At 70.6% G+C, this 22,884-nt stretch carries 14 protein-coding genes and 1 pseudogene; 12 read left to right on the forward strand and 3 right to left on the reverse strand.

Annotation, left to right across the window (positions count from 1 at the left end):
- Positions 1 to 47 precede the first annotated feature (47 nt).
- From ACN6LD_RS27090 to ACN6LD_RS27105, 4 genes are all read left to right on the forward strand, one after another.
- Positions 48 to 1,340: a sensor histidine kinase gene (locus ACN6LD_RS27090; protein ID WP_445044542.1), complete on the forward strand. Its 1,293-nt coding sequence runs from the start codon at positions 48 to 50 to the stop codon at positions 1,338 to 1,340.
- A complete protein-coding gene (locus tag ACN6LD_RS27095) occupies positions 1,337 to 1,987 on the forward strand; it encodes a response regulator transcription factor (protein WP_319191452.1) in 651 nt (216 codons plus the stop codon). Before ACN6LD_RS27090 ends, ACN6LD_RS27095 begins: the two co-directional genes overlap by 4 nt.
- A 79-nt stretch (positions 1,988 to 2,066) precedes the next feature.
- The gene (locus ACN6LD_RS27100; protein ID WP_445044563.1) at positions 2,067 to 2,561 is read left to right on the forward strand and encodes a MarR family winged helix-turn-helix transcriptional regulator; all 495 of its coding nucleotides are present in this window, start codon (positions 2,067 to 2,069) and stop codon (positions 2,559 to 2,561) included.
- Between the two features lie 731 nt (positions 2,562 to 3,292).
- Positions 3,293 to 5,062 (forward strand): RICIN domain-containing protein, encoded by a 1,770-nt coding sequence (locus ACN6LD_RS27105; RefSeq protein ID WP_445044564.1) that lies wholly within the window; start codon positions 3,293 to 3,295, stop codon positions 5,060 to 5,062.
- Between the two features lie 9 nt (positions 5,063 to 5,071).
- Here ACN6LD_RS27105 and ACN6LD_RS27110 read toward each other — a convergent pair whose 3' ends face one another.
- The gene (locus tag ACN6LD_RS27110) at positions 5,072 to 5,833 is read right to left on the reverse strand and encodes a TetR/AcrR family transcriptional regulator (protein WP_319191450.1); all 762 of its coding nucleotides are present in this window, start codon (positions 5,831 to 5,833) and stop codon (positions 5,072 to 5,074) included.
- 152 nt (positions 5,834 to 5,985) lie between these two features.
- Between ACN6LD_RS27110 and ACN6LD_RS27115 the strand changes: the two genes are divergently transcribed.
- Both ACN6LD_RS27115 and ACN6LD_RS27120 read left to right on the forward strand, forming a co-directional pair.
- Positions 5,986 to 7,527, forward strand: a complete 1,542-nt coding sequence (locus ACN6LD_RS27115; RefSeq protein ID WP_319191449.1) for an APC family permease — start codon at positions 5,986 to 5,988, stop codon at positions 7,525 to 7,527.
- Positions 7,528 to 7,607: 80 nt separating this feature from the next.
- Positions 7,608 to 9,275 (forward strand): amidohydrolase, encoded by a 1,668-nt coding sequence (locus ACN6LD_RS27120; protein ID WP_319191447.1) that lies wholly within the window; start codon positions 7,608 to 7,610, stop codon positions 9,273 to 9,275.
- 208 nt (positions 9,276 to 9,483) lie between these two features.
- Here the strand turns inward: ACN6LD_RS27120 and ACN6LD_RS27125 are convergent, their stop codons facing one another.
- Complete coding sequence (locus ACN6LD_RS27125) at positions 9,484 to 10,488, reverse strand: saccharopine dehydrogenase family protein (RefSeq protein ID WP_445044543.1); 1,005 nt, start codon at positions 10,486 to 10,488, stop codon at positions 9,484 to 9,486.
- Positions 10,489 to 10,703: 215 nt separating this feature from the next.
- Here ACN6LD_RS27125 and ACN6LD_RS27130 point away from each other — a divergent pair, with 215 nt between their 5' ends.
- From ACN6LD_RS27130 to ACN6LD_RS27140, 3 genes and pseudogenes are all read left to right on the forward strand, one after another.
- A complete protein-coding gene (locus tag ACN6LD_RS27130; protein WP_445044544.1) occupies positions 10,704 to 11,684 on the forward strand; it encodes a helix-turn-helix domain-containing protein in 981 nt (326 codons plus the stop codon).
- A 189-nt stretch (positions 11,685 to 11,873) separates the two neighbouring features.
- Positions 11,874 to 15,599 (forward strand): family 78 glycoside hydrolase catalytic domain, encoded by a 3,726-nt coding sequence (locus tag ACN6LD_RS27135; protein ID WP_445044545.1) that lies wholly within the window; start codon positions 11,874 to 11,876, stop codon positions 15,597 to 15,599.
- 253 nt (positions 15,600 to 15,852) lie between these two features.
- Positions 15,853 to 16,229: pseudogene (locus tag ACN6LD_RS27140) on the forward strand (site-specific integrase); the annotation flags it as partial.
- A gap of 166 nt (positions 16,230 to 16,395) precedes the next feature.
- Here the strand turns inward: ACN6LD_RS27140 and ACN6LD_RS27145 are convergent.
- Entirely contained in the window at positions 16,396 to 18,627 is a 2,232-nt protein-coding gene (locus ACN6LD_RS27145) for an alpha-L-fucosidase (RefSeq protein ID WP_445044546.1), read from the reverse strand.
- 458 nt (positions 18,628 to 19,085) lie between these two features.
- Between ACN6LD_RS27145 and ACN6LD_RS27150 the strand changes: the two genes are divergently transcribed.
- The 3 genes from ACN6LD_RS27150 to ACN6LD_RS27160 are packed head-to-tail and all read left to right on the forward strand — an operon-like array spanning position 19,086 to position 22,805.
- Positions 19,086 to 20,147 carry a sugar ABC transporter substrate-binding protein gene (locus tag ACN6LD_RS27150; RefSeq protein ID WP_319196183.1) on the forward strand — a complete coding sequence of 354 codons (1,062 nt, stop codon included), beginning with the start codon at positions 19,086 to 19,088 and terminating at the stop codon, positions 20,145 to 20,147.
- Between the two features lie 59 nt (positions 20,148 to 20,206).
- Positions 20,207 to 21,769: a sugar ABC transporter ATP-binding protein gene (locus ACN6LD_RS27155; RefSeq protein ID WP_319196181.1), complete on the forward strand. Its 1,563-nt coding sequence runs from the start codon at positions 20,207 to 20,209 to the stop codon at positions 21,767 to 21,769.
- The gene (locus ACN6LD_RS27160; RefSeq protein WP_319196180.1) at positions 21,762 to 22,805 is read left to right on the forward strand and encodes an ABC transporter permease; all 1,044 of its coding nucleotides are present in this window, start codon (positions 21,762 to 21,764) and stop codon (positions 22,803 to 22,805) included. Before ACN6LD_RS27155 ends, ACN6LD_RS27160 begins: the two co-directional genes overlap by 8 nt.
- Positions 22,806 to 22,884: the final 79 nt, after the last annotated feature.

Genomic DNA, 22,884 nt, shown 5'->3' on the forward strand with positions numbered 1-22,884 from the left:
TCCTGGCCGCACACGGCCGGTGCAGGCGGTGGATAGACTCGGGCGGCTTGTCCGAGTGGATCATCCGTCCAGGGGAGTTCGCCGTGACCGACCACGCCTCCGTCCGCACCCCGTCGTCGGCCCGCCGCGCCCTGTCGACGCTCGACCGCGTCCCGCATCTCGTCTTCTTCTGTGTCGTCGGCGCCGCGTCGGTCCGGCTCGTCCGTGAACCGAACCCGCTGTGCACGCAGATCGTGGCCGTCAGCGGACTGCTCGCCGTGGGCTACGCGGCGGGCTTATGGCTGTGGAGCAGACTCGACGGACTCGCCCGCGGACTGTGGGTGACCGCGCTGCTGCTGCTCTGGACCGCGCTCATGTTCCTCAACCCGTCGCCCCTGGCCGCCGCCTACGCCTGGTGCGGTGTGCCGCTGGCCTGTCTGGTCCTGCGCGCCCTCGGCCGGCGCGGCGCGACGGTCGCGCTGGCCGGCATCACCGTGGTGCTGCTCGGCCGGCTGGCCCATCAGGCGGGGGGATTCGACGCCGAGAGGGTCCTGATCCCCGTGGCGGCCGTCTGGGGCACCGTGACGTTGTACCGCGCGCTCCAGCAGGACGCGACGGAGCGTCAGCGGCTGCTGGCGGAGCTGCGCGGGACGCGGCGCGTCCTTGCTGCCGAGCAGCGCAGGGCGGGAGCGCTGGCGGAGCGTGAGCGGATCGCCAGGGATCTGCACGACACCCTCGCGCAGGAGCTCGCCGGCCACCTGATGCTGCTGCACGCGGCGGAACGGGATCTGGCGGAGCGGCCGGACGCCGCGCGCGACCGGGTCCGCGCGGCCGTCGACGGTCTGGACGCGGGCCTCGCGGAGACCCGGCGGATCATTCACGACCTGACGCCGTCCGCCGTGGTCGAATCCGGGCTCGAGGACTCCTTGAGACTGCTGTGCGGCCGCGCACAGCAGGAGGGGACGGCCGGGTGCGTGACGTTCCGTTCGGTGGGGGCTCGCCCGGCGGAGGTGAGCGTGGAATCCGCGGCCACGCTGTTCCGGGTCGCCCAGAGCTCGCTGGCCAACGTCAGGGAGCACGCGCGCGCCCGGAACGTGCTGGTGACGCTTCGTCAGCGGCAGGGCGCCCTCGAGCTGGAGCTGCTGGACGACGGCATCGGTTTCGTCCCCGACGCGGCGGGCGCTGCCGCGGCGCGGGGCCGGGGGCTCGGCCTGCCGGCGGCTCGGGCCCGGCTGCGCGAGCTGGACGGTGACCTGCACATCGACAGCGAACCCGGTCGGGGCACGCGGATACGGGCCGTGGTCGCGTCCCGACGCAGGTCGGGCCGTGCGCTGCCCGCGGCCACGGCCGTGAACCGGTGACGGCGACCGGGGTGCGGCTGCTGATCGCCGACGACCACGTGGTCGTCCGCGCGGGCCTGCGAGCGCTGCTGGAGGGCGAGCCCGGCGTCGAGGTGGTCGGGGAGGCCGGCAGCGGCGAGGAGGCCGTGCGTCTGGCACGGGAGGTCGCGCCCGACGTCGTGCTGATGGATCTGCGGTTCGCGGGCGCCGGCCGCGGCATGGACGGCGTCGAAGCGGTCCGGCGGCTGACGGCCGAGTCGCCGGGCCTGCCGGTGGTCATGCTGACCAGTTACGCGGGTCGGGCGGACGTCGTGCGCGCGCTGGAGGCCGGTGCACGCGGGTACGTGCTGAAGGCCGGCCCGCCCGAGGAGCTGTTCCGTGCCGTGCGCGGCGTGGCCGCCGGGGGCATGGGTCTGACACCGGAGATCGTCGAGGGTCTCGTCGGCCGGGTGATCGGCGACCGGACGGATCTGACGCAACGTGAGCTGGACGTCGTCCGGCTGATGGCCGAGGGGCACGGCAACCGCTCCATCGCGGAGGCCCTCTTCCTGAGCGAGGCGACGGTCAAGACGCATCTGGTGCGCGTCTACCGCAAACTCGGGGTCGACAACCGGGCGGCCGCCGTCTCGGAAGCGGCTCGCAGGGGCCTGATCGACCTCTCGCCCTGATCCCCCGGCCGCCGGGCGGCTCCCGCATCGGGGCATGATCGGTACGGTGGAGCAGGGCGACGAGAGGGGCTGCGGGACGGTGAGCGAGCATCCGGCGATCACGACGGCGAAGGAAGCCGCGGATGACGAGCTGATCCTGGCGTTCGGGCGCTTGCAGGGCGCGGCCAACCGGCTCGAGTACATCCTCGGACGGGCCCTCGAGGTGGAGTGCGGGATCAGCCATCTGATGTTCGAGGTGCTGCTGATCCTGGGGCGGGCCGGCACGCCGGGCCTGTCGATGAGGGCCGTCGCCCAGGAGCAGGTGCTGACCACGGGGGGCGCCACCCGGCTGGTGGACCGCATGGAGGCGGCGGGTCTGGTGGCGCGGGTGGAATCCCCCTCGGACCGGCGGGGAAAGCTCGTCAGTCTCACGGCGCTGGGCGAGGAGACGGTGGTGCGGGCCGCCCGGGTGCACGCCGAGAACATCCGTCGCCACTTCGTGGAGCCGCTTCCCGCGGACCACCGGGCGCAGTTCGCCGAGGACCTGCGCGTCCTCAGCCACGCGGCCCGGGACACGCTGCCACGACTGCCCTGAACTCCCCCGGGCCGGTCACCGGGGCGCCGGGGGCGGCCCGGCGCCTGCCCGAGGGGCGTCGACCGCCCTTCCCGCCGCGCCGCACGTACCGACGAATCTGGTCCTGACGCTTGACGTCACCGGTATGACTGCGCTGACATGGCTGCGCAGTCATACCGACGTCGGCATCGACGCCGGCTGACACCGGGTTCGGACGGCGATCGCTTGGAGAGAGCATGACGGGAGCGGCGGAGCGGGGCATGTGTCACGGCATCCCGTGCGCTGCCGTCACAGCCCCGCAGGCCGGCGTCCCCCCTCGCCGACGCCTCCGGCGGCGGTTACGCGGCCATCCGGCACACGGCTGATCCGGGGCGCACGAGGCCGGACCACAGCCCGGTTCAACCGACCCCCTCACCCAGGACGAGCCGCCCCACCGTCTGCCCGGCCGCTTGGCTTCTCGCCGGCCGGGAACACCTTCCGCACCACCGGGACCGTTGACCGGCGAGCGCCGTACCCGCGTATCCCCACGACGTCTCACCGGCGCCTCACCGATGCCGTCCCCGCCGGTCGGCCGGCACCGCGCTCCTGCGGCGTCCGAACCCGAAACCCGAACCCGCCCCGAGCCCGGGCCGTCCGCGTCCTTGTCGCCGAACGGCCCCTCGACTCCCCACCCACAGCAGGGAATCCGGCCGCTCCGCGGCCGTTCCCAAGGAGGAACCGTGCAGAGAAGAACGCTGGGCAGAGCGCTGGGCATGTTCGCCGCGGCAGCGGCGCTGCTGGCGGTGCCGGCCGGAGCGCAGGCGTACAACCCGACAGGCGGAACCCTGTATCAGCTCGGCAGCGAGCCGTGTCTGAAAGGACGCGGCAACTGCGCGATCTACCCCAAGTCGGCGCAGCTGCCGAGCGGACGCCTGGTGGCCGCGTTCGAGAAGTCCACGGTCGTGCCGGCCTCGGGCAGTGCCGACGGACAGACCCTCCCGGTCTACAAGAGCGACGACAAGGGCACGTCCTGGCAGCCGTTGTCCGAGGTCAAGGCGCCCGCGTACATCTCCTCCGACCCGCAGTACGCGAAGTACACGAGCAACTGGACGAACCCGTACCTCTACGTCCTCCCCCAGGACGTCGGAGACCTGAAGCAGGGCACGCTGCTCCTCGCGACGGTGGTGTCGGGCGACGACTACTACTACAAGGAGCACAAGGCCGCCGACCCCAACTGGACCCCGTCCAACGACGGAGACCGCAAGGACCTGGCGATCGCCCTGTACTCCAGCACCGACGACGGCGCGACGTGGAAGATCCTCAACGTCGTCGCGACGGGCGGCTGGCAGGGCGGCAGCGCCGGCGCGGTCGGCCAGAACATCGCGAACGCCAACACGAGCAGGCAGGTGGACCCCCTCTGGGAGCCGTACCTGATGGTCTACAAGGGCCAGCTCGTCTGCTACTACTCCGACGAGAACGACTACACCGGCTTCAACGCGACCACCGGCGTCCCGACCCTCGACCCCGCCAACGACACCGCCACGGATTCCCTCGGCCAGATCCTCGTGCACCGGACGTGGGACGGCCGCGGCGCAGGCTGGAGCTCCGCCGTCGTCGACATAGCCGGCCTGACCCAGGCCATGGGCGGCGGCAAGTCGGAGATCGGGGGCGGCCGGCCGGGCATGACGAACGTCGTCCGCACCACCGACGGCAAATGGATGATCACCTACGAGTACTGGGGCGGCGGAGCCAACACCCGCTACCGGATCGCCGACGACCCGCTGAAGTTCTTCACCGGATCGGCCACCGGCACGGGGGTCGACTCACTGCCGGTCGACACCGGCTCCCATCCCCTCGCGATGGGCGGCAGCCCGGTCCTGATCAGGCTGCCCGGCGGCCGCCTGGTCTACAACGCCGCCGGCAGCGGCAACGTCTGGGTCAACGAGAGCGGACGCAGCGACGGCACGTGGAAGGAGTACCAGACGACCTCGCCGGGGGCCTACAGCCGCAACCTGCAGTACGTCGACGGCACCGGTCGCATAGTGATCCTCGCCAACCAGGGCACCTCGGCGCTCAAGTTCGCCGAAGTCGACCTCGGCCACACCGACGGCGCCTACTACCAGTTGGTGAACCGTAAGACAGACCAGGTGATCGGGACCGGGAACAAGACCAACGACGCCAACCTCGGCAACGGGGACGTTCCCGACGTCCGTCTGGAGGCACCCGGTTCCGCGGCGAACGCGGACACCCAGTTCTGGCACCTGACGACCGAGCCGGGCGGCGGCGTGACCCTGCTGAACAAGGCCGGCGGCCGTGCCGCGGCCATCTGGACGGGCAACGCGACGGCCGGCCAGAAGATCGGCCAGTGGGTCGACAACAGCAGCACCGGCAGCTGGAACCTGGTCAAGACCAGCGACGGCTTCTACCGGCTTCAGGCGGTCAAGAACACGAGTCTGTACCTGACCGGCGCCGCCGCCGGGACTCAACTGACCTTGCAGAACTCGGCCACCGACGGCTCGCAGGACTGGGAGCTCGTCCAGTAGGACCCTGCCTCACGCCCTGACCCCGCCGCCCCGGCCGGGTGGGCCCTGGCTCCGGACCGCGTCCGCCGGAGTCCGGTCCCGCCCGGCCGGGGCGCGGGCCGTCAGCGCCTCCAGCAGGAGGTCCACCGCCTCCTCGAAGGAGCTGTCGCGCAGGGTGGGCAGTTCCTGCCGCACCGCGGTCAGCGCGGGATGCGTCGCGGGGTCCAGCCTCTGGTAGACGCCGGCCCATGCCCGGTGATCGGCCTCGCGCTGCTCCGGCGCAAGCGCCTGGAAGGCCGCGTCCATGGCCGCGTGACTGAGCACGGTGTCGATGAACGCCAGGTACAGACGCGTCGCGTCGGCCGGCCCGAAGCCCGCGGAGAGCAGAAGGCCGATCCCGGTCTCCACGGCACGGATCTCGTTCTCGCGCCGCGTCACCCGGTACGCGGCGAACGCCGCCGCACGCGGGTGGGCGAGGTAGCCGGCCCGTACCCGCAGCGCCATCTCGCGCAGCGCGGCGGCCCAGTCGTCGCCGGGGGCGAAGCCGGCCATGGCGTCGCCGATGATGCGGTCGGCGATGGCGAGCACCAGGTCGTCGGTGTCGCGGAAGTAGCGGTACAGGGCGCTCGGGTCGCAGCCGAGGGCGGTGCCGAGGCGGCGGACGCTGAGCGCTTCCGGGCCGTGCTCGCCGATCAGCCGCAGGGCCGTTTCGACGATCAGCTCCTCCGACAGCACGACGCCGGAGCGGGTGGGCCGGCGGCGTCTGCGCTCCTGCGGGACACGGGTGGTCATGGCGGGGGCTCCTGTCGGTCGGGACCGCGTAGCAGCAGTGAAGGAGCCCGGCCGCCTTATGTCAACACAATTGACGCAAGGTTGACGGACGGTGTTCCATCACCCTCACCCGCGGCTCGTCCCCCGTCCTCCCTCCCCGCGAGGAGCCCACCATGCCCTCCCTGTCGTCCCAGCCGTCCACACCGCCCGCTCCCCCGTCGCCGACGCCGTCCGGCGGACCGGGTACCGGACTGCGCCGCTCCCTCGGCGTCGTCGACGGGGTCGCCATCGCCGCCTCCAGCACCGCCGCCACCACCAGCATCGCCATCGGCATGGGCACGATCGCCACCATCGTCGGACTGCAGGCCCCGGCGCTCCTGCTGCTCGCCTTCCTGCCCGTGCTCGGCATCGCCACCGCGTACGCCCGCCTCAACAGATCCGAACCCAACTGCGGCAACGGGTACACCTGGGTCGGCAAGACCCTCGGCCCCTGGCCCGGATTCCTGACCGGGTGGGTCACCGTCGTCGGCTCGGTCGTCTTCTGCGCCTACACGAGCGCGGTCATGGGCTCGGTCGTGCTGATCTTCGCCGACAAGGCCGGCCTGCACAGCCTCGCGGGCATCGCCCTCGACCCGTCGTCCACCGGAGTCAGCACGGCCGTCGGGCTGGTGCTGCTGCTCGGCCTCACGGCGATCGCCGTCACCGGCACCCGGGCCACCACCCGCTTCCAGTTCGCCCTGCTGCTCTTCGAGTACGCCGTGCTGCTCGGGTTCTGCGGCTGGGCGCTGATCACCGGCGACCAGTCCTTCTCCCTCTCCTGGTTCAACCCCTTCGAGATCGCGGACGGCACCGCCTTCGCCCAGGGCATGGTCCTCGCGGTGTTCTTCTTCTGGGGCTGGGACGCCGCCTTCAGCGTCACCGAGGAGACCAGGAAGCCGGACGACGCGGCCCGCGGCGGTCTGATCGCCCTGTTCGCCATGCTCGGCCTCTTCCTGTTCGCGTCGGTCGCCTTCCAGCGGGAGATGAGCCTCGCCGAGCTCATCAGGAACGGGCCGCAGGCGCTGCCCTACCTCGGGCAGAAGCTGGCCGCCGAACCCTGGGCGACCCTCCCCGTGGTGGCGCTGATGTTCTCGGCCGCGGCCTCCGTGCAGTCCACGCTGATCCCCACCGCCCGAGGCCTCCTCGCGATGGGCCGGGACCGCACCATGGGCCCGCTGTGGACCCGCGTGCACCCGCGCTACGGCACCCCCGCCGCCGGAACGGTCGTGGTACTGGCCATCGCCTCCGCCATCGCCCTGCTGGCCGTCGCCATTCCGCGACTGAGCGACATGCTGCTGGCCGCCGTCAACGCCATCGGTCTGCTCGTCGCCCTGTACTACGGCCTCACCGCACTCGCGTGCGCCGTGCGTTTCCGCGCGTCCGCCCGCGAAGGGCTGCGCACGGCGCTGCTCGCCGTGGGCGTGCCCGCGGTGTCCGGTCTGGTGCTGCTGGGCCTCGGCGGGTACCTCGGGTACTCGTATCTGACGATGAGCGACCACTTCGAACTGAGCCCCGCCAACGGCTGGTTCATGTTCTCCCTGCCCGCCGCCATCGTCCTCGCGGGGCTCGGCATGGCCGCGGTCGCCAAGTACGTGCGCCGATCACCGTACTTCTCCACCGGACACGGGACCGACGCCGAGAGCATCGTCCTCCCCATGGACCGCACCCCCGCCTGAGTCACCGCGCCTCGGGGCGGCCGGACAGACGACCCGGCCGCCCGGCTCCCCCTCCCCCGCCGTTCACGGAGACCACACTCATGCCACAGTCCCAGGTCACGGGCCCCGCCGACCTCGTCCTCACCGGCGGGCCCGTCCACACCGTCGACCCCGCCCGCAGCCGCGCCACCGCCGTGGCCGTGCACGGCGGGATGATCACGGCCGTCGGCCACGACGAGGTGCACGCACTGATCGGACCGGACACCGAGGTCGTCGACCTGGCCGGAAGACTGCTGCTGCCCGGCTTCCAGGACGCCCATGTGCACCCGCAGGGCGCGGGCCTGGAACTCGGGCTGTGCCACCTGGCCGACACCGTCGACCCCGCCGAGTACCTGCGGCGGATCCGGGCCTACGCCGACGACCACCCGGACGCCGAGTGGGTCACCGGCGGCGGCTGGTCCCTGGAGGCCTTCCCCGGCGGCGCGCCCACCGCCGCCGCCCTCGACGCGGTCGTCCCCGACCGTCCGGTCTTCCTGCCCAACCGCGACCACCACGGCGCCTGGGTCAACACCCGCGCGCTGGAGCGGGCCGGCATCGACGCCCGCACCCCCGATCCCGCCGACGGCCGCATCGAACGCGACGCCGACGGCAACCCGACCGGCATGCTCCAGGAGGGCGCCGTCCACCTCGTGGGCCGGCTGGTGCCGTCACCCACGCCCGAGGAGCAACTGACCGCCCTGCTACGGGCCCAGGCCGTGCTGCACTCCCACGGCGTGACCGCCTGGCAGGACGCCATCGTCGGCGCCTACGCCAACATGCCCGACCCCGCCCCCTCCTACCGCGCGGCCCGGGAACAGGGGCTGCTGACCGCCCGCGTCGTCGGCGCGCTGTGGTGGGACCGTGAACGCGGCGCCGAGCAGATCCCGGAACTCGTGGCCCGGCGCGAGGAGTTGGGCGCGGACCGGTTCCGCGCCGGCGCGGTGAAGATCATGCAGGACGGCATCGCCGAGAACCACACCGCGGCGATGCTCGACCCCTACCTCACCGGCTGCGGCTGCGCCTCGGGCGCCAGCGGCATCAGCTTCGTCGAACCCGGCGAGCTGAAGAAGTACGTCACCGAGCTCGACGCACTCGGCTTCCAGGTCCACTTCCACGCCCTCGGCGACCGCGCGGTCCGCGAGGCACTCGACGCCGTCGAAGCCGCCCGTGACGCGAACGGACTCCGCGACACCCGTCACCATCTGGCGCACCTCCAGGTCGTCCATCCCGACGACGTACGGCGCTTCCGGCACCTCGGCGCCACCGCCAACCTGCAGATGCTGTGGGCCGCCCACGAACCGCAGATGGACGAACTCACCCTGCCGTTCCTGGGCCCCGAGCGCGGTGCCCGCCAGTACCCGTTCGGCGACCTGCTGCGCGCCGGAGCCACCCTCGCCGCCGGCAGCGACTGGCCGGTCAGCAGCCCCGACCCGCTCCAGGCCATCCACGTCGCCGTCAACCGGCGCGCCCCGGGCGCCCCCCGGGACACCCCCGCGTTCCTGCCCGGACAGCGCCTGGACCTGGGCGCCGCGCTCGCCGCCTACACGGCCGGCAGCGCCTACGTGAACGGCCTCGACTCCCTCACCGGCAGCATCGCCGTCGGCAAGGCCGCCGATCTGGTCGTCCTCGACCGCGACCCGTTCCAGGGCCCGCCCGAGGAGATCGCGACCACCCGTGCCCTGGAGACCTTCGTCGACGGAGAGCGCGTCTTCGCGGCGCCCGACGCCTGACGCCGGACGGGCCCGGCGCCTGCGAAAGGCAGTGGGACCGGCCTCACCGTTTCCATGGTGCGGTGGGTCTGAGACCCGTGCGGGCGCCGGCCGGCGGGTGCGGCACCGCGTCCCGTCGTGAGGACGACGGCCGGCGGACGAGGGCCGGGGGCCTGCGGACGGCGCCCGGGGGCCTGCGGACGGCGCCGGACTGCCGGGCGGCCGCCGTTCACGGACGCGCTTCCACCGTGATGTGCGGCGACAGCGCGCGGAGGAAGTCCGCAGCGTCGAAGACCTCGCCCGCGGAGGCGACGCCGACCGCCTCGGTGCGTCCCGTGAGGACGCGATCTACGGCCTCGACCACCAGAGGCGCCGTGACGGCGTAGATGTCCCGGCCGCGGGCCACGGCCCGTCGTTCGGCGTCGCCGTTGCGCACGACGACGTCGACGAGAAACGTCTGGTCGGAGCGCCGCTGCTCGTCGGCGGCGGCCGGCGCCGGCGTGTCCGGGGCCGCGATGTCCCGGGCCGCCTCGACGGTCATGTAGGTCCGCACGTCGGGAATGGACAGGTGGCTCGGCACGGTCACGACGTCGGCCATCGTGAACTCGCCGATGACGGACCGCTGCCCCAGCGGCTCGGGGAAGGACCACTCCATGATCGGCGAGGCGTCGTCGCGGTACTCCAGCCGCCCCCCGGCGTAGCGGACGCGTCGGCCGTCCCGCCGCTGCCGGGAGACCGCGCCCGCCGTGCGCGTCCCGGCGGTGGGATGCCAGCTGCTCAGTCCGTACGCGATGTGGGCCTCGTCCGCGGTCGCCCAGTCCTGCGCCGCGGCGGTGACCAGCAGGTCGCCGAGGCCGCCGAAGAAAGCCATCGCCGGGACGACCAGCACCCCCGCCTCCCTTGCCCGGTCGGCGAAGTGCGCGAAGGTGTCGACGTTGGCCTCGATCTCGGCCGCCACGTCGAGGTACGGGATGCGGGCCCGCAGCGCCGCCTCGATCACGGGGGCGGCCGTCGTGGCGAAGGGCCCGGCGCAGTTGATCACTGCCGCGGCTCCGGCCAGCGCCCGGTCGAGGGCGTCCGGGTCGTCGACGGACGCCGGGCGGGCCTCCCAGCCCGTCTCGTGCTCCAGTGCCTTCAGCTGATCGGCGTCGCGGCCGGAGAGGACCGGGAGGTACCCCCGCTCCCCGAGCTCCGTCACCACGAACCGCCCGGTGTGCCCGTAAGCCCCGAACACCGCTACCTACTGTCCCGTTCCCATGGGTACTCCCCCGTACTCGATCGTTCCGCTGCACTCTGCATTCGCTGTGCTCTACACGCAGTGCGCACTGCATTCGATGCGCTCCGCATGCACTGCGCACTTCCTGCACCGCGCTCCGTCATGGACATCCTCGCGGAGGTCCGTTCCCGGCCGCGACGGTCCGGAACGCCATGCCTCGTACACTTCCGGACATGACCACCGTCGCGCTGGCCGTCACCGACGGCATGCTGCACTTCGAACTGGCCCTGGCCTGCGAGGTGTTCGGCTCCGATCTGACCGGCGTGGCGGACCCCTGGTACCGCTTCTCGCTCTGCGGACCGACCGCCGTGCGGGTGGGCCACTTCCGGCTGGAGCCCGATCACGGACTCGACCGGCTCGAGCACGCCGACACCGTGATCGTGCCGGGCTGGGCCGACATCGACCGCGATCCGCCGGCCGAGCTGGTCGAGGCGGTGCGCGCGGCCCACGAGGCGGGCGCCCGCGTGGCCTCGCTCTGCACGGGCGCCTTCGTGCTGGCCGCCGCCGGTCTCCTGGACGGCCGACGCGCGACCACGCACTGGGCGCACGCCGAGGAGCTGGCCGCGCGTCACCCGCGGGTGACGGTCGACCCGGACGTTCTCTATGTGGACGACGGCCGCGTGCTCACCTCCGCCGGCAAGGCCGCCGCCATGGATCTGTGCCTGCATCTCGTCCGCCTGGACCACGGCTCGTCGGTCGCCAACACACTCGCCCGCCGTCTGGTCGTGCCGCCCCACCGGGAAGGCGGCCAGGCGCAGTTCGTGAGGACGCCGGTTCCCGCACCGGGCAACCATCCGCTCGCCGAACTGTTCCCCTGGGCGCTGCGCCGGCTGGACCGTCCGCTCACCGTCGAGGACCTGGCCCGCCGGGCGCGGATGAGTTCGCGGCATCTGGGCCGTCACTTCAGGTCGGTCACCGGCACCACCCCGCTGCAGTGGCTGCTCACCCAGCGGATCCGCCGTGCCCAGGAGTTGCTGGAGACCACCGACGACACCGTCGACACCATCGCGACGGCCACCGGCATGGGCACCGCCACGACGCTGCGGCGACACTTCAACCGGACGGTCGGGGTGCCCCCGGACGCCTATCGCCGCACCTTCCGCTCCCGGAACCTTCCCCCGGAGCGCCGGGAACTCCACAGCGCGATCGGATGAGAGCGGAGACGTTGACAGCGCGGCATATGCGCCTCAGGATGTCAGCCACTCACTCCGCCCCTGGCCAGGGAGACGCTGTCCCCGCTGATTGAAACGTTTTAAGGACACCCCGTGCCGCCTGTCGCCCCGCCCTCCCGCGCTGCCCGAAGACGCCGCAGATCCCGCAGAGCCGGGTCCCTGCGTTCTCTTGTGACCGTCCTGCTCACCGTCTGCTTCGCCGTCTTCGGCGGCGTGACCGGACAGCTGCCCCCGGCCAGTGCCGCCCAGAACAGCCCCGCGGCGCTGACCGTGAACAGCCTGACCACGCCCGCCGACGTGGCCCCGGGCTCCACCCCGCTGCTCGGCTGGCAGGTCGGCGGCGACCGGCAGACCGCCTACCAGATCCAGGTCGCCGCGACCTCCTCCGCCCTGACCGGCACCCCTGACGTGTGGGACTCGGGCCAGGTCGCCTCCGCGGCCGACAGCAACGTCTCCTACGGCGGCCCGGCCCTGACGGCCTCCTCCGGCTACTACTGGCGGGTCCGCACCTGGGACTCCTCGGGCGCGGCGTCCCCGTGGTCCGCAGCGGCGCCCTTCGGCACCGGGCCGGGCAGCACCTGGCCGGGCGCCACCCCGATCTGGAGCGGCGCCCCCACGGCGTGGACGAACTACACGTTCCAGGGCAGCTTCGTCATCAACGCCAAGTACGCCAGTGTCACCTTCCGCGCCCAGGACACCAGCAACTACTACCTGTGGCAGTTCAAGGGCAACGGCGAGAACACCATCGCCCCCCAGATCCAGAAGAACGGCGCCTTCACCGCACTCAAGACCGCCGCAGCCCTCCCCTTCGCCCTCACCACCGGCTCCACCTACGACTTCCGCATCGACGCCTCCGGCTCCACCTTCACCACCTCCCTCAAAGCACACGCCGACACCACCTGGACCCAGGTCGACACCACCACCGACACCACCTTCACAGCCGGCGGCATCGGCTTTCGCACGGGTCTGACCGAGCAGGCCACCTTCGACGACCTCACCGTGACCGGCAGCGGCGGCCAGTCCCTCTACGCCAACGACTTCGGCGACGCCGACAACGCCGACTTCACCTGCGGCACGGTGACGAACGGCGCCCTGTTCGTCGACAAGGCGAAAAACTGCGGCACCGGGTTCCCGACCGCCTGGACGAACTACACGTTCCAAGGCAGCTTCGTCATCAACGCCAAGTACGCCGGTGTCACCTTCCGCGCCCAGGACACCAGCAACTACTACCTGTGGCAGTTCAAGGGCAACGGCGAGAACACCATCGCCCCCCAGATCCAGAAGAACGGCGCCTTCACCGCACTCAAGACCGCCGCAGCCCTCCCCTTCGCCCTCACCACCGGCTCCACCTACGACTTCCGCATCGACGCCTCCGGCTCCACCTTCACCACCTCCCTCAAAGCACACGCCGACACCACCTGGACCCAGGTCGACACCACCACCGACACCACCTTCACAGCCGGCGGCATCGGCTTTCGCACCGGCAGCACGGAGCAGGCCGCCTTCGACGACCTCACCGTCACCGGCGACAACAACCGGTCGCTCTACAGCAACGACTTCAGCGACGCCGACAACGCCGACTTCACCTGCGGCACCGTCACGAACGGCGCGCTGTCCCTCGGCACGGGCAAGAACTGCGGCACCGGACTGCTGACGGTTCCCAGCTGGTCCTTCCTGCGCGGCAGCACCAAGCTCGCCGTCGGCAAGAGCATCGCCTGGGCCCACCTGTACGCCACCGGCGCCTCCACCACTCCGGCGCGACAGTTCGTCTACAAGCTGTGGGTCAACGGCAGTTTCGTCGGCGTGGGCCCGACCCGGCCGGTCGGCTCCGAAGCGCGCTACGACGGCTACGACGTCACCTCGCTGCTGACCGCCGGCGCCGTCAACACCGTCGGCGCCCTCGCGTACACCACCAGCGATCAGCGCTTCCTCGCCCAACTGGTGGTCCGCTACACCGACGGCACCACCAAGACCCTGAGCACCGGCGCCGGCTGGAAGTCCCTGGACGGCACCCGCATCCTGCCCAACGCCGGTTCCATAGGCACCAGTTACTACAGCGCACCCAAGGAGAACTTCGACGCCCGCCGCTACCCCTTCGGCTTCGCCACGTCGGCCTTCGACGCCTCCGCGTGGCCCGCGGCCGTCACCAAGGCCGCCTTCGGCAACCTCCAGCCGGCGCCCACCGCGAAGGTCCGGCAGTCCTTCAGGACGCCCGTTTCGGTCACCGAGTACTCCGCCGGCAACTACTTCGTCGACTACGGCCGCACCTGGGTCGGCGGACTGTCCCTGAACCTGACGGGCACAGCCGGTCAGGTGGTCGACATTCGCTACGGCGAGGTCACCTCCGGCACGAACACGGTCAAGTACCAGACCTCGGCCGGCAACGCCTACCAGGACAAGTGGGTCCTGAAGTCCGGCAGTCAGCAACTGGAGACCTGGGGCCTGCGGGTCTTCCGGTACGCCCAGGTCATCGGCGCCCCGACAGGGCTGACCTCGTCCGACTTCAAGGCCGAGGCATACCTCTACCCGTTCGACGAGTCGGCGGGCGCCTTCGCCTCCTCCGACACCTCGCTCAACGCGGTCTGGGCGCTGTCCCGCAACACCGTCGAGGCGACCAACCTCAACCTGTACGTCGACTCGTGGGAGCGTGAGCGCGACATCTACGAGGCCGACACCTACCTCCAGCTCATGGGCAACCTCTACACGGGCGGTGACACGGCCCTCGGCGACTACTCGCTGAACTTCCTGAGGTCCAACCGCACCTGGCCCACCGAATGGCCCATGTACGTGATCCTGGCGATGCACGACAGTTACGAGACGACCGGCAACACCGCCCCGCTGTCCGCCGCGTACACCGCCCTGCAGGGCAAGCTGCCGGACGAGTGGTACGAGTCGGCGACGGGCCTGATCCACAAGACCACCGGCAGCACGGGCGCCGGCAGCTGCACCGACTGCGACATCGTCGACTGGCCCACCTCCGAGCGCGACGGTTACGTCTTCACCTCCTACAACACCGTTGTCAACGCCCTCGCCCACCGCGCCTACGAGAACATGGCCGACATCGCCACCGCGCTCGGCAAGAGCGCGGACGCCGCCGCCTACACGGCGAAGGCCGACGCCATCAAGGCCGCGGTCAACGCGCGGATGTGGGACTCCGCCAAGGGCGCCTACCGCGACGGCCTCAACAGCGACGGCACGGCGATCAACCACTACGCCGTCCAGGCCAGCGCCTTCGCCGGCGCCTTCGGCCTCGCCGACTCCTCGCAGGCCGCACAGGTGGCCTCCTACCTGGGCAGCCGCGGCATGGCGTGCAGCGTTTACTGCGCCCCGTTCGTCATCCAGGCTCTGTACGAGGGCAACCGGCCCGACCTCGCCCACACCCTGCTGACGTCGACCGGGACCCGCAGCTGGATGAACATGATCAACGACGGGGCGGGGGCCACCATGGAGGCCTGGGACCTGTCGCTGAAGTCCAACACCACCTACTCCCACCCGTGGGCTGCCTCTCCGGCCTTCACGATCGCCCGCAGCATGTTCGGCGTCCAGCCCACCGCCCCGGGCTACCGGACCTTCCGCATCAAGCCACAGCCGACATCGGTCACCTGGGCGAACTTCACGGTTCCCACCGCGCACGGCACCGTCGGGGCCGCTTACGACACCACCGGCGGCGGCCGGGTCGACGTCGGTGTGAAGGTGCCGGCCAACACGTCCGCCTCGGTGTACCTGCCCGGTGGCACCGCGGGCACGACCAGCGTCTTCATGGACGGCAGCAGCGTCGCCGCCACGTACGACAACGGCTTCCTGCGCGTCGACGGCGTCCAGCCGGGCTGCCACGTCGTCACCACGGCGTCCGACAGCACCCCGTACAGCGACGTCAGACTGACCGGCATCTGCTGACAGCCCCGGTTCTCCAGGCCTGAGGAGCCCCGGGCCTTCCGGGGCGCCTCACTGCGTAACCCGGTCACCGTCGGCCTACGGTGGAGGGGCTGGGGATTGCGGAGCATCGGAACGAAACCCGGCGCTGACTGATCGTTTCAGGGTTAAGTTCTCGGGGGCTTGTGCTCGACGATCCTGGTCGGCAGGGTGTCCAGGATGCGTGCTGATCTTGTTCCTGACGCCCTGTGGAAGCGGGTGGCTCCGCTGCTGCCGCCTGCTCCCGAGCGCCGCCATCGCCACCCCGGGCGGAACCGTCCGCGCGGCGGCGGACGTGTTTCTCGACTCGCTCGGTAACCCGAACACGGTCCGGAACTACGGGATCGGGTGGGCAAGACCGCCGAACGGCTCGGCGAGGCCCGGCCACTGGCGTCGGTCGCGGACGACGAGATCGGCGAGTCCCTCGAACTGCTCTGAGGTACAGCGGCGGTCGACACCTGGAACTCCCGCCGGGCGGGGGTGCTGTCCTGGCTCGGCTGGCGCCGTGAGCGAGGCTACGAGGGACCGACGGTCCCGGCCTGGGCGAAGCGGCCGGCGGTGCCGGACTCCGAGACCCCGGCCCGCTCGAAGGCGGCGGTCGACAGGCTGATCGCGCCCACGACCGCTGAAGGCTCTGCCCTCGAAGAAGGCCAGGTCAAAGCGCTCTCAGGGGCGCGGGAGGCTCAGCGCCGGTTTTCGTTCCGAAGTTCCTCCCCCCTGGCTGCTGCGGGGATGTGGGGGAGCACACCCCCGCAGCCGCCCGGCCTGTCGGCCGGGGTCGTCAGATCGCGGTGAAGGTCCACAGCAGGTTGGTGCTGGCGCCGTAGGTCCACTGCTTGGTGACGGCGCCCGAGGCGACGCTGCCGCCTCCGTCGAGCACCAGCCCCGTGGTGCGGTTGGCGATCGAGTAGCGGTCTGCGCCGCGCGAGGTGATCGTCCACTGCTGGTTGGGGCTGCCGTTCCAGGCGGCCTGTCGGGCCGGTGAACCGTCGGCGGTGGCGCCCCAGCCGTCGGCGACCATGCCGTTGGTGCGGTTGACCAGCTTGTAGAAGCCGCCTCCGACGTCCACCGCCTGCCACTGCAGGTTGGGGCTGCCGTCCCACGACCACTGCTTGAGGTTGGCACCGGAGGAGACGTTGCCGCCGCTGTCGAGGGCCAGGCCGTCGGTGACGTTGGTGATCCTGACGAACGTCGCCGGGTTGAACTGGACCTTCAGGGAGGTGATCTGGTCGTTGTTGCCGGTGACCCGCAGGTCGGGGTTGTCGGCGGTGAAGGTCCACGAGGTGCCGGTGAAGTTGTCGCCGGAGTAGCCGATCACCTGGTAGCCAGGAGCCGGCCGGAGGGAGGAGATCGTGCGAAGCGCCAGGCCCGACGCTGTCAGGTCGGCCGCGGTGTGGTCGCCGAGGGTGAGCACGGCGGCCGCGCCGGAGTAGCCGACGTCCGCGAAGGCGATCACGCCTGCCTGCGGACGCAGGTCCGGGATCGTGCCGGAGAAGGCGAGCTTGAGGACATAGGCGTTCGCGCTGTAGGGCGCCGAGGAGGGCAGGGTGACCGTGAGACCGGACGCGTTCTGCGTCGGCGTGGGCAGGTTGATGTAGGTGCCGGCGGTGGAGTCGAGGAGCTTCACCGAGGTCAGCGAGGAGAGGTTGATCCGGTCCGAGCCGAGCGTCTTGATCGTCAGGGAGCTGCCCGGCCAGCCGAGGACGGAGGCGTACAGCACGGTGTCGGCCTTGTTGCGCGTGAAGCGGATGTCCTGCGCCGTGCCGGCGGTCGGATTGGTGAAGGCTCCGCCGCCCATCTTCGTCGGGCCCTCGCCGTACACGGTCCAGGCGCGGGTCGCGTACACCGACTCGCCGAACCGCTTCAGGTGGTCGCCGATGCCGAGCAGGATGTTCTTCTGGGCCTGGGGGATGGTGCCGTCGGCCATCGGCGCGATGTTGAGGAGCACGTTGCCGTTCTTGCTGACCCGGTCGAGGAAGGAGTGCAGCATCTGCTGGGTGCTGTAGTAGCCGATGCCCTGGGTGTAGCACCAGCTGCTGCTGGAGATGCTGTCGTCGGTGAGCCAGTACGGGGTGGTGAGTTCGGCCGGGCCGCCGCGCTCGTAGTCGAAGACCTCGCCCTTCCCGTTCATGCCGTCCTTGTAGGTGGCGACGACCTCGCGCCCCCAGCTGTTGGCCTGGTTGTAGTAGTAGGACAGGAAGTTCAGGCGCTGGGTCTCGTCGACGGCGTCCAGCTTGAAGTCCTGCCAGAGGATGTCCGGCTGGGCCCGGTCGATGACCTCCTTGAGCTTGTCGTACCAGAGCTGGTCCTCAGCCGCCCTGCTCAGCTGCCCGTAGAGTTTCTTCAGGCTGGGGTCGGTCTGCGCGGGCACGTACTCGTAGAAGCCGTTGTAGTGGTACGCGTGGTGCATGGCCACCAGCAGTTTGAGGTTCCTGGCCCGGATGGCCGTGGTGAACAGCTGCAGCAGGTCGAGCCGGGGGCCCTTGTCGACCGAGTTCCACTCGTTGACCTGGCTGTCCCACATCGAGAAGCCGTCGTGGTGCTCGGCGACGGGCCCGGCGAACTTCGCACCGGCGTCGACGAACAGCTGCGCCCACTCGTCCGGGTCGAAGTTGCCGCCCGCCGACTTCAGCTTCGGCGCGAACTTCACGGTGTTCCCGGCCAGGTCCTGCGCCCCGTTGATGAAGTTGTGGTACGGCCACGCCGACGGGTTGCCGTAGGTCGCCACATGGTGCTGGTTGGCATTGCTGCCGCTCGCGTACATGTTGCGCGGATACCACTCGCTCTCGTACGCGGGAACGCTGAAGACGCCCCAGTGGAAGTAGATCCCGAACTTGGCGTCCTGGAACCACTCCGGGGCCGGCGGGTGCTGGTCGACCGAGTTCCAGTCGGGCGTGTACGTGCTCGGGGCGGCCTGCGCGCCGCCCGCGCCGAACAGGCCTCCGGCGACCGTCGCCGCCGCGACGAAGGTGGCTCCCGCCAAGAAGTGGCGTCGGTTGATCGAACTCGGCATGACACATCCCTGGTGCGGAGGGGCGAGGGGGTGGGGAAGGGGACGACCGGCGCGGTCCGGCGTGGGTCGCCGCTCGTTACGCACGAAGGTCGACCATGCGTCCTCCCTGTGTCAACGGGCGTGCAGGGATGAAAACCAGCTCTTGAGCAGGCTTTTTGACGTTTTTGTTCGCGTTTTTTCCAGTTTGTCGTGTGTCAGACATGGCATGTCTCGTGGAAATCCCTCGTCGAAGTCACATCACAGATGGGCCACGATTGATGGGATGGATCGGCTACCGATCCAGCTCCCCCTCAGCGCGAGACTGCTCACCGAGCGGGAACTAGGCGGCAAATTGCCCCAAGGGCTAGACACGCCGCCAATCAGCCACCTATAAACATCCCATCTCTCCTGGACGGCGTCACACGGTCGTCGCCCATGCGAAACATCTCCCGCTACGGGACCAGCGCGAGGAAGTACCCATGAGACTCAGAACCGCCCTCTGTTCCGCTGCCTCCGTCCTCTCCGCGATGGCGCTGCTCAGCGCCTGCGGCGGCTCCGGCACCGCGGCCGGCTCCGACGGCAAGCCGCTGGTCGGCGTCGACTACCCGCGGTCCGACACCGACTTCTGGAACTCGTACATCAAGTACACGCCGGAGTACGCCAAGGAGCTCGGTCTCTCGCTCAAGACCACCAACTCGCAGAACGACGTCGCCAAGCTGACCGCCAACGCGCAGACTTTCATCAGCCAGGGCGTCAAGGGCCTCGCGATGGCCCCGCAGGACACCGCCGCCATCGCCCCGACGCTGGCGCAGCTGGAGTCGAAGAAGATCCCCGTCGTCACGGTCGACACCCGCCCCGACAGCGGCAAGGTGTTCATGGTCGTGCGCGCCGACAACCGCGCCTACGGCGAGAAGGCCTGCCAGTACCTGGGCACCAAGCTCGGCGGCAAGGGCAAGGTCGTGATGCTGGAGGGCGGCCTGGACTCCATCAACGGCCGTGACCGCACCGAGGCGTTCAACGACTGCATGAAGAAGAACTTCCCGGACATCAAGGTGTTCGGTGAAGCCACCAACTGGGACGGCGCCGTCGCCGCGCAGAAGCTGCAGACCGACCTGACCGCCAACCCGGACATCAAGGGCGTCTACATGGAGTCCAGCTTCGCGCTGGCCGGCACCCTCCAGGTCCTCAAGCAGAAGGGCCTGCTGGTCGGTCCCGAGGACAAGAAGCACGTCTTCGTCGTCTCCAACGACGGCATTCCGGAAGAGCTGAAGTCGATAGCCGCGGGCAAGATCGACGCCACCGTCTCCCAGCCGGCCGACCTCTACGCCAAGTACGCCCTGTACTACCTCAAGGCCGCCATCGACGGAAAGACGTTCAAGCCCGGCAAGACCGACCACGACAGCACCATCGTCCAGGTCCGTGACGGACTGCTGGAGGACCAGCTCTCCGCGCCGCTGGTCACCGCCGACGGCGGCACCTACGGCGGGGTGCCGAGCCTCAAGAGCGACGACAAGTCCCTCTGGGGCAACACCCTCGGCTGACGGCCCCGCGAACACGACGGCTCACGAAGACAACGGCTCACGAACACAAGGCGGTTGAGATGAGCGACGGGGAGCGATCAGTGACCCCCTCGCCCGCCCCGGCGGACGACGGACGGGCCCCGGCGGGCCCGCCCGTCCTCGAGGCGACGGGCATAGTCAAACGATTCGGTCCGACAGTGGCCCTGGACGGGGCCCGAATCACCATCAAGCCAGGTGAGACGCACGCGCTCGTCGGCCGCAACGGAGCGGGCAAGTCGACTCTGGTGTCCGTCCTGACCGGGCTGCAGAGCCCGGACGAGGGGACGGTCTCCTTCGGCGGCCGCCCGGCTCCCCGGCCCTCGGACCGCGACGCCTGGCGGCAGCGTGTCGCCTGCGTCTACCAGAAATCGACGATCATCCCGACCCTGACCGTCGCCGAGAACCTCTTCCTGAACCGGCACGACCACGGCCCGAGCCGGCTCATCAGCTGGCAGGGTGTGCGCCGCCGGGCCCAGGAGCTGCTGTCGACCTGGTCGGTCGACGTGGATCCGCACACCCCGGCCGGCGATCTCACCGTGGAGCAGCGGCAGTTCGTCGAGATCGCCCGCGCACTGTCCTTCGGCGCCCGGTTCATCATCCTCGACGAACCCACCGCCCAGCTCGACGGAGCCGCCATCAACCGGCTCTTCGACCGGATCCGCGACCTGCAACGCCAGGGCGTGACCTTCCTGTTCATCAGCCATCACTTGCAGGAGGTCTACGAGATCTGCGACATGGTGACGGTGTTCCGGGACGCCCGGCACATCGTGACCGCGCCGGTCGCCGAACTCCCCCGCACCGAACTCGTCGCCGCCATGACCGGCGAAGCCGCCGGCGCGCGGCGCGAGGAACGGGCGAGCACCCTGGACGCCGACGCGACGGCCGCGCTGCACGTCCGGGACATCAGCGGTGACGCCTACCAGGACGTCACCTTCCGGGTGGGCGCCGGTGAGATCGTCGGGCTCGCGGGAGCCGCGGGCAGCGGCCGCACCGAGGTCGCCGAGACGGTCGTCGGACTGCGGTCGGCCGACGGCGGCTCGGTCGAGATCGCCGGCCGGCGGCCCCGGCCGGGCAGTGTGCCCGCCGCGCTCGCCGCCGGGGCCGGATTCGTCCCCCAGGACCGGCACCACCAGGGCTTCGTGCCCGATATGTCGATCGCCGACAACGCCACCCTGTCCGTGCCGCACCGGCTCGGCCGAGGCGGGCTTCTCAGCGGTCAGGCCCGCGACCGGCTCGCCCAGGGCATGATCGAGAATCTGGCGATCAAGACGCCGGGACCGGACCTGCCGGTCTCCGCGCTGTCCGGCGGCAACCAGCAGAAAGTCGTCATGGCCCGCGCCCTCGCCGACGACCCCCGGCTGCTGGTCCTGATCAACCCGACCGCGGGCGTGGACGTGCGCTCCAAGGAGTTCCTCCTCGGCAAGGTCGAGGAGACCGCGGACACCGGAACCGGAGTGCTCATCGCCTCCGACGAACTCGACGACCTGCGTATGTGCGACCGGGTCCTGGTGATGTTCCAGGGCCGAGTGACCTTGGAGATCCCCCGCGGCTGGCACGACCACGACGTCGTCGCCGCGATGGAAGGAGTGGACCTCGATGCCTGAAACCGTCCTCGCGGACGCGCCCACGTCCAAGCCCGACGAACCGCGTGTCAAGCGGACCGCGCTGTTCGGCGGCCGGATTCCGCTGGCGCGGCTGCGCGACCTGGCCCTCGTCCCCGCGATCGTCGTCATCGCGATCGTCGGTCAGATCGTCAACCCGGTGTTCCTGCAGGCGGACAACCTCATCAACGTGCTGCAGACGATGTCCGAGATCGCTCTGCTGGTGCTGGCCCAGACGATGATCCTGATCGTCAAGAAGATGGACCTCTCCCTCGAATCGACGATGGGCCTCGCGCCCGGCGTCGCGGCCTGGCTGGTGGTGCCGACCGGCGCCGGACACGGCCTCGGGCTGCTCCCCGGCTCCTGGGCGATCCCGGTCACCCTCGCCGTGGGCGCGCTCATCGGTGTGGTCAACTCCCTGCTGATCATCCGCTTCGGCCTCAACGGGTTCATCGTCACCCTCGGCATGCTGATCGTGCTGCGCGGTGTCCTCACCGGCATCTCCGGCGGTCAGACGTTCTTCCAGCTGCCCGAGTCGATGCTCTACCTCGGCACCGCCCAGTGGTTCGGGATGCCCGCCTCCATCTGGCTCACCCTCACCCTGTTCGCCGTCGCCATCGTGGTCCTCGGCTGGACCAGCTTCGGCCGCTCCCTCTACGCCATCGGCGGCAACGTCGACGCGGCGAAGGCGGCGGGCATCCGCACCGACCGCGTCCTTGGGATCGTCCTGGTCAGCGGCAGTGTGCTCGCCGCCCTCGCCGGGTTGCTGCTGTCCGGACGGCTGGCCTCCGTCGCCTCCGCGCAGGGCAACGGCTACATCTTCACCGTGTTCGCCGCCGCCGTGATCGGCGGGATCAGCCTCAACGGCGGCAAGGGCACCATGTTCGGCGCCTTCAGCGGCATCCTGCTGCTCTTCATGATCCAGAACGTGCTCACCCTGGCCGGCGTCCCCGCCCAGTGGATCGGCGCCCTCAACGGCCTGATCATCCTGGCCGCGCTGATGATCTCACGCATCACGGGCGGCAAGGTCCAGGAGTGATTCCGGGCGGCCGTGACCGGTCCCCCGGGACCCGCCGGCCGCCGGACTCCCCCTCGTTCCCCATCTCGTCGCAGGGACC

This window comes from Streptomyces sp. SAS_272 (assembly GCF_052543235.1).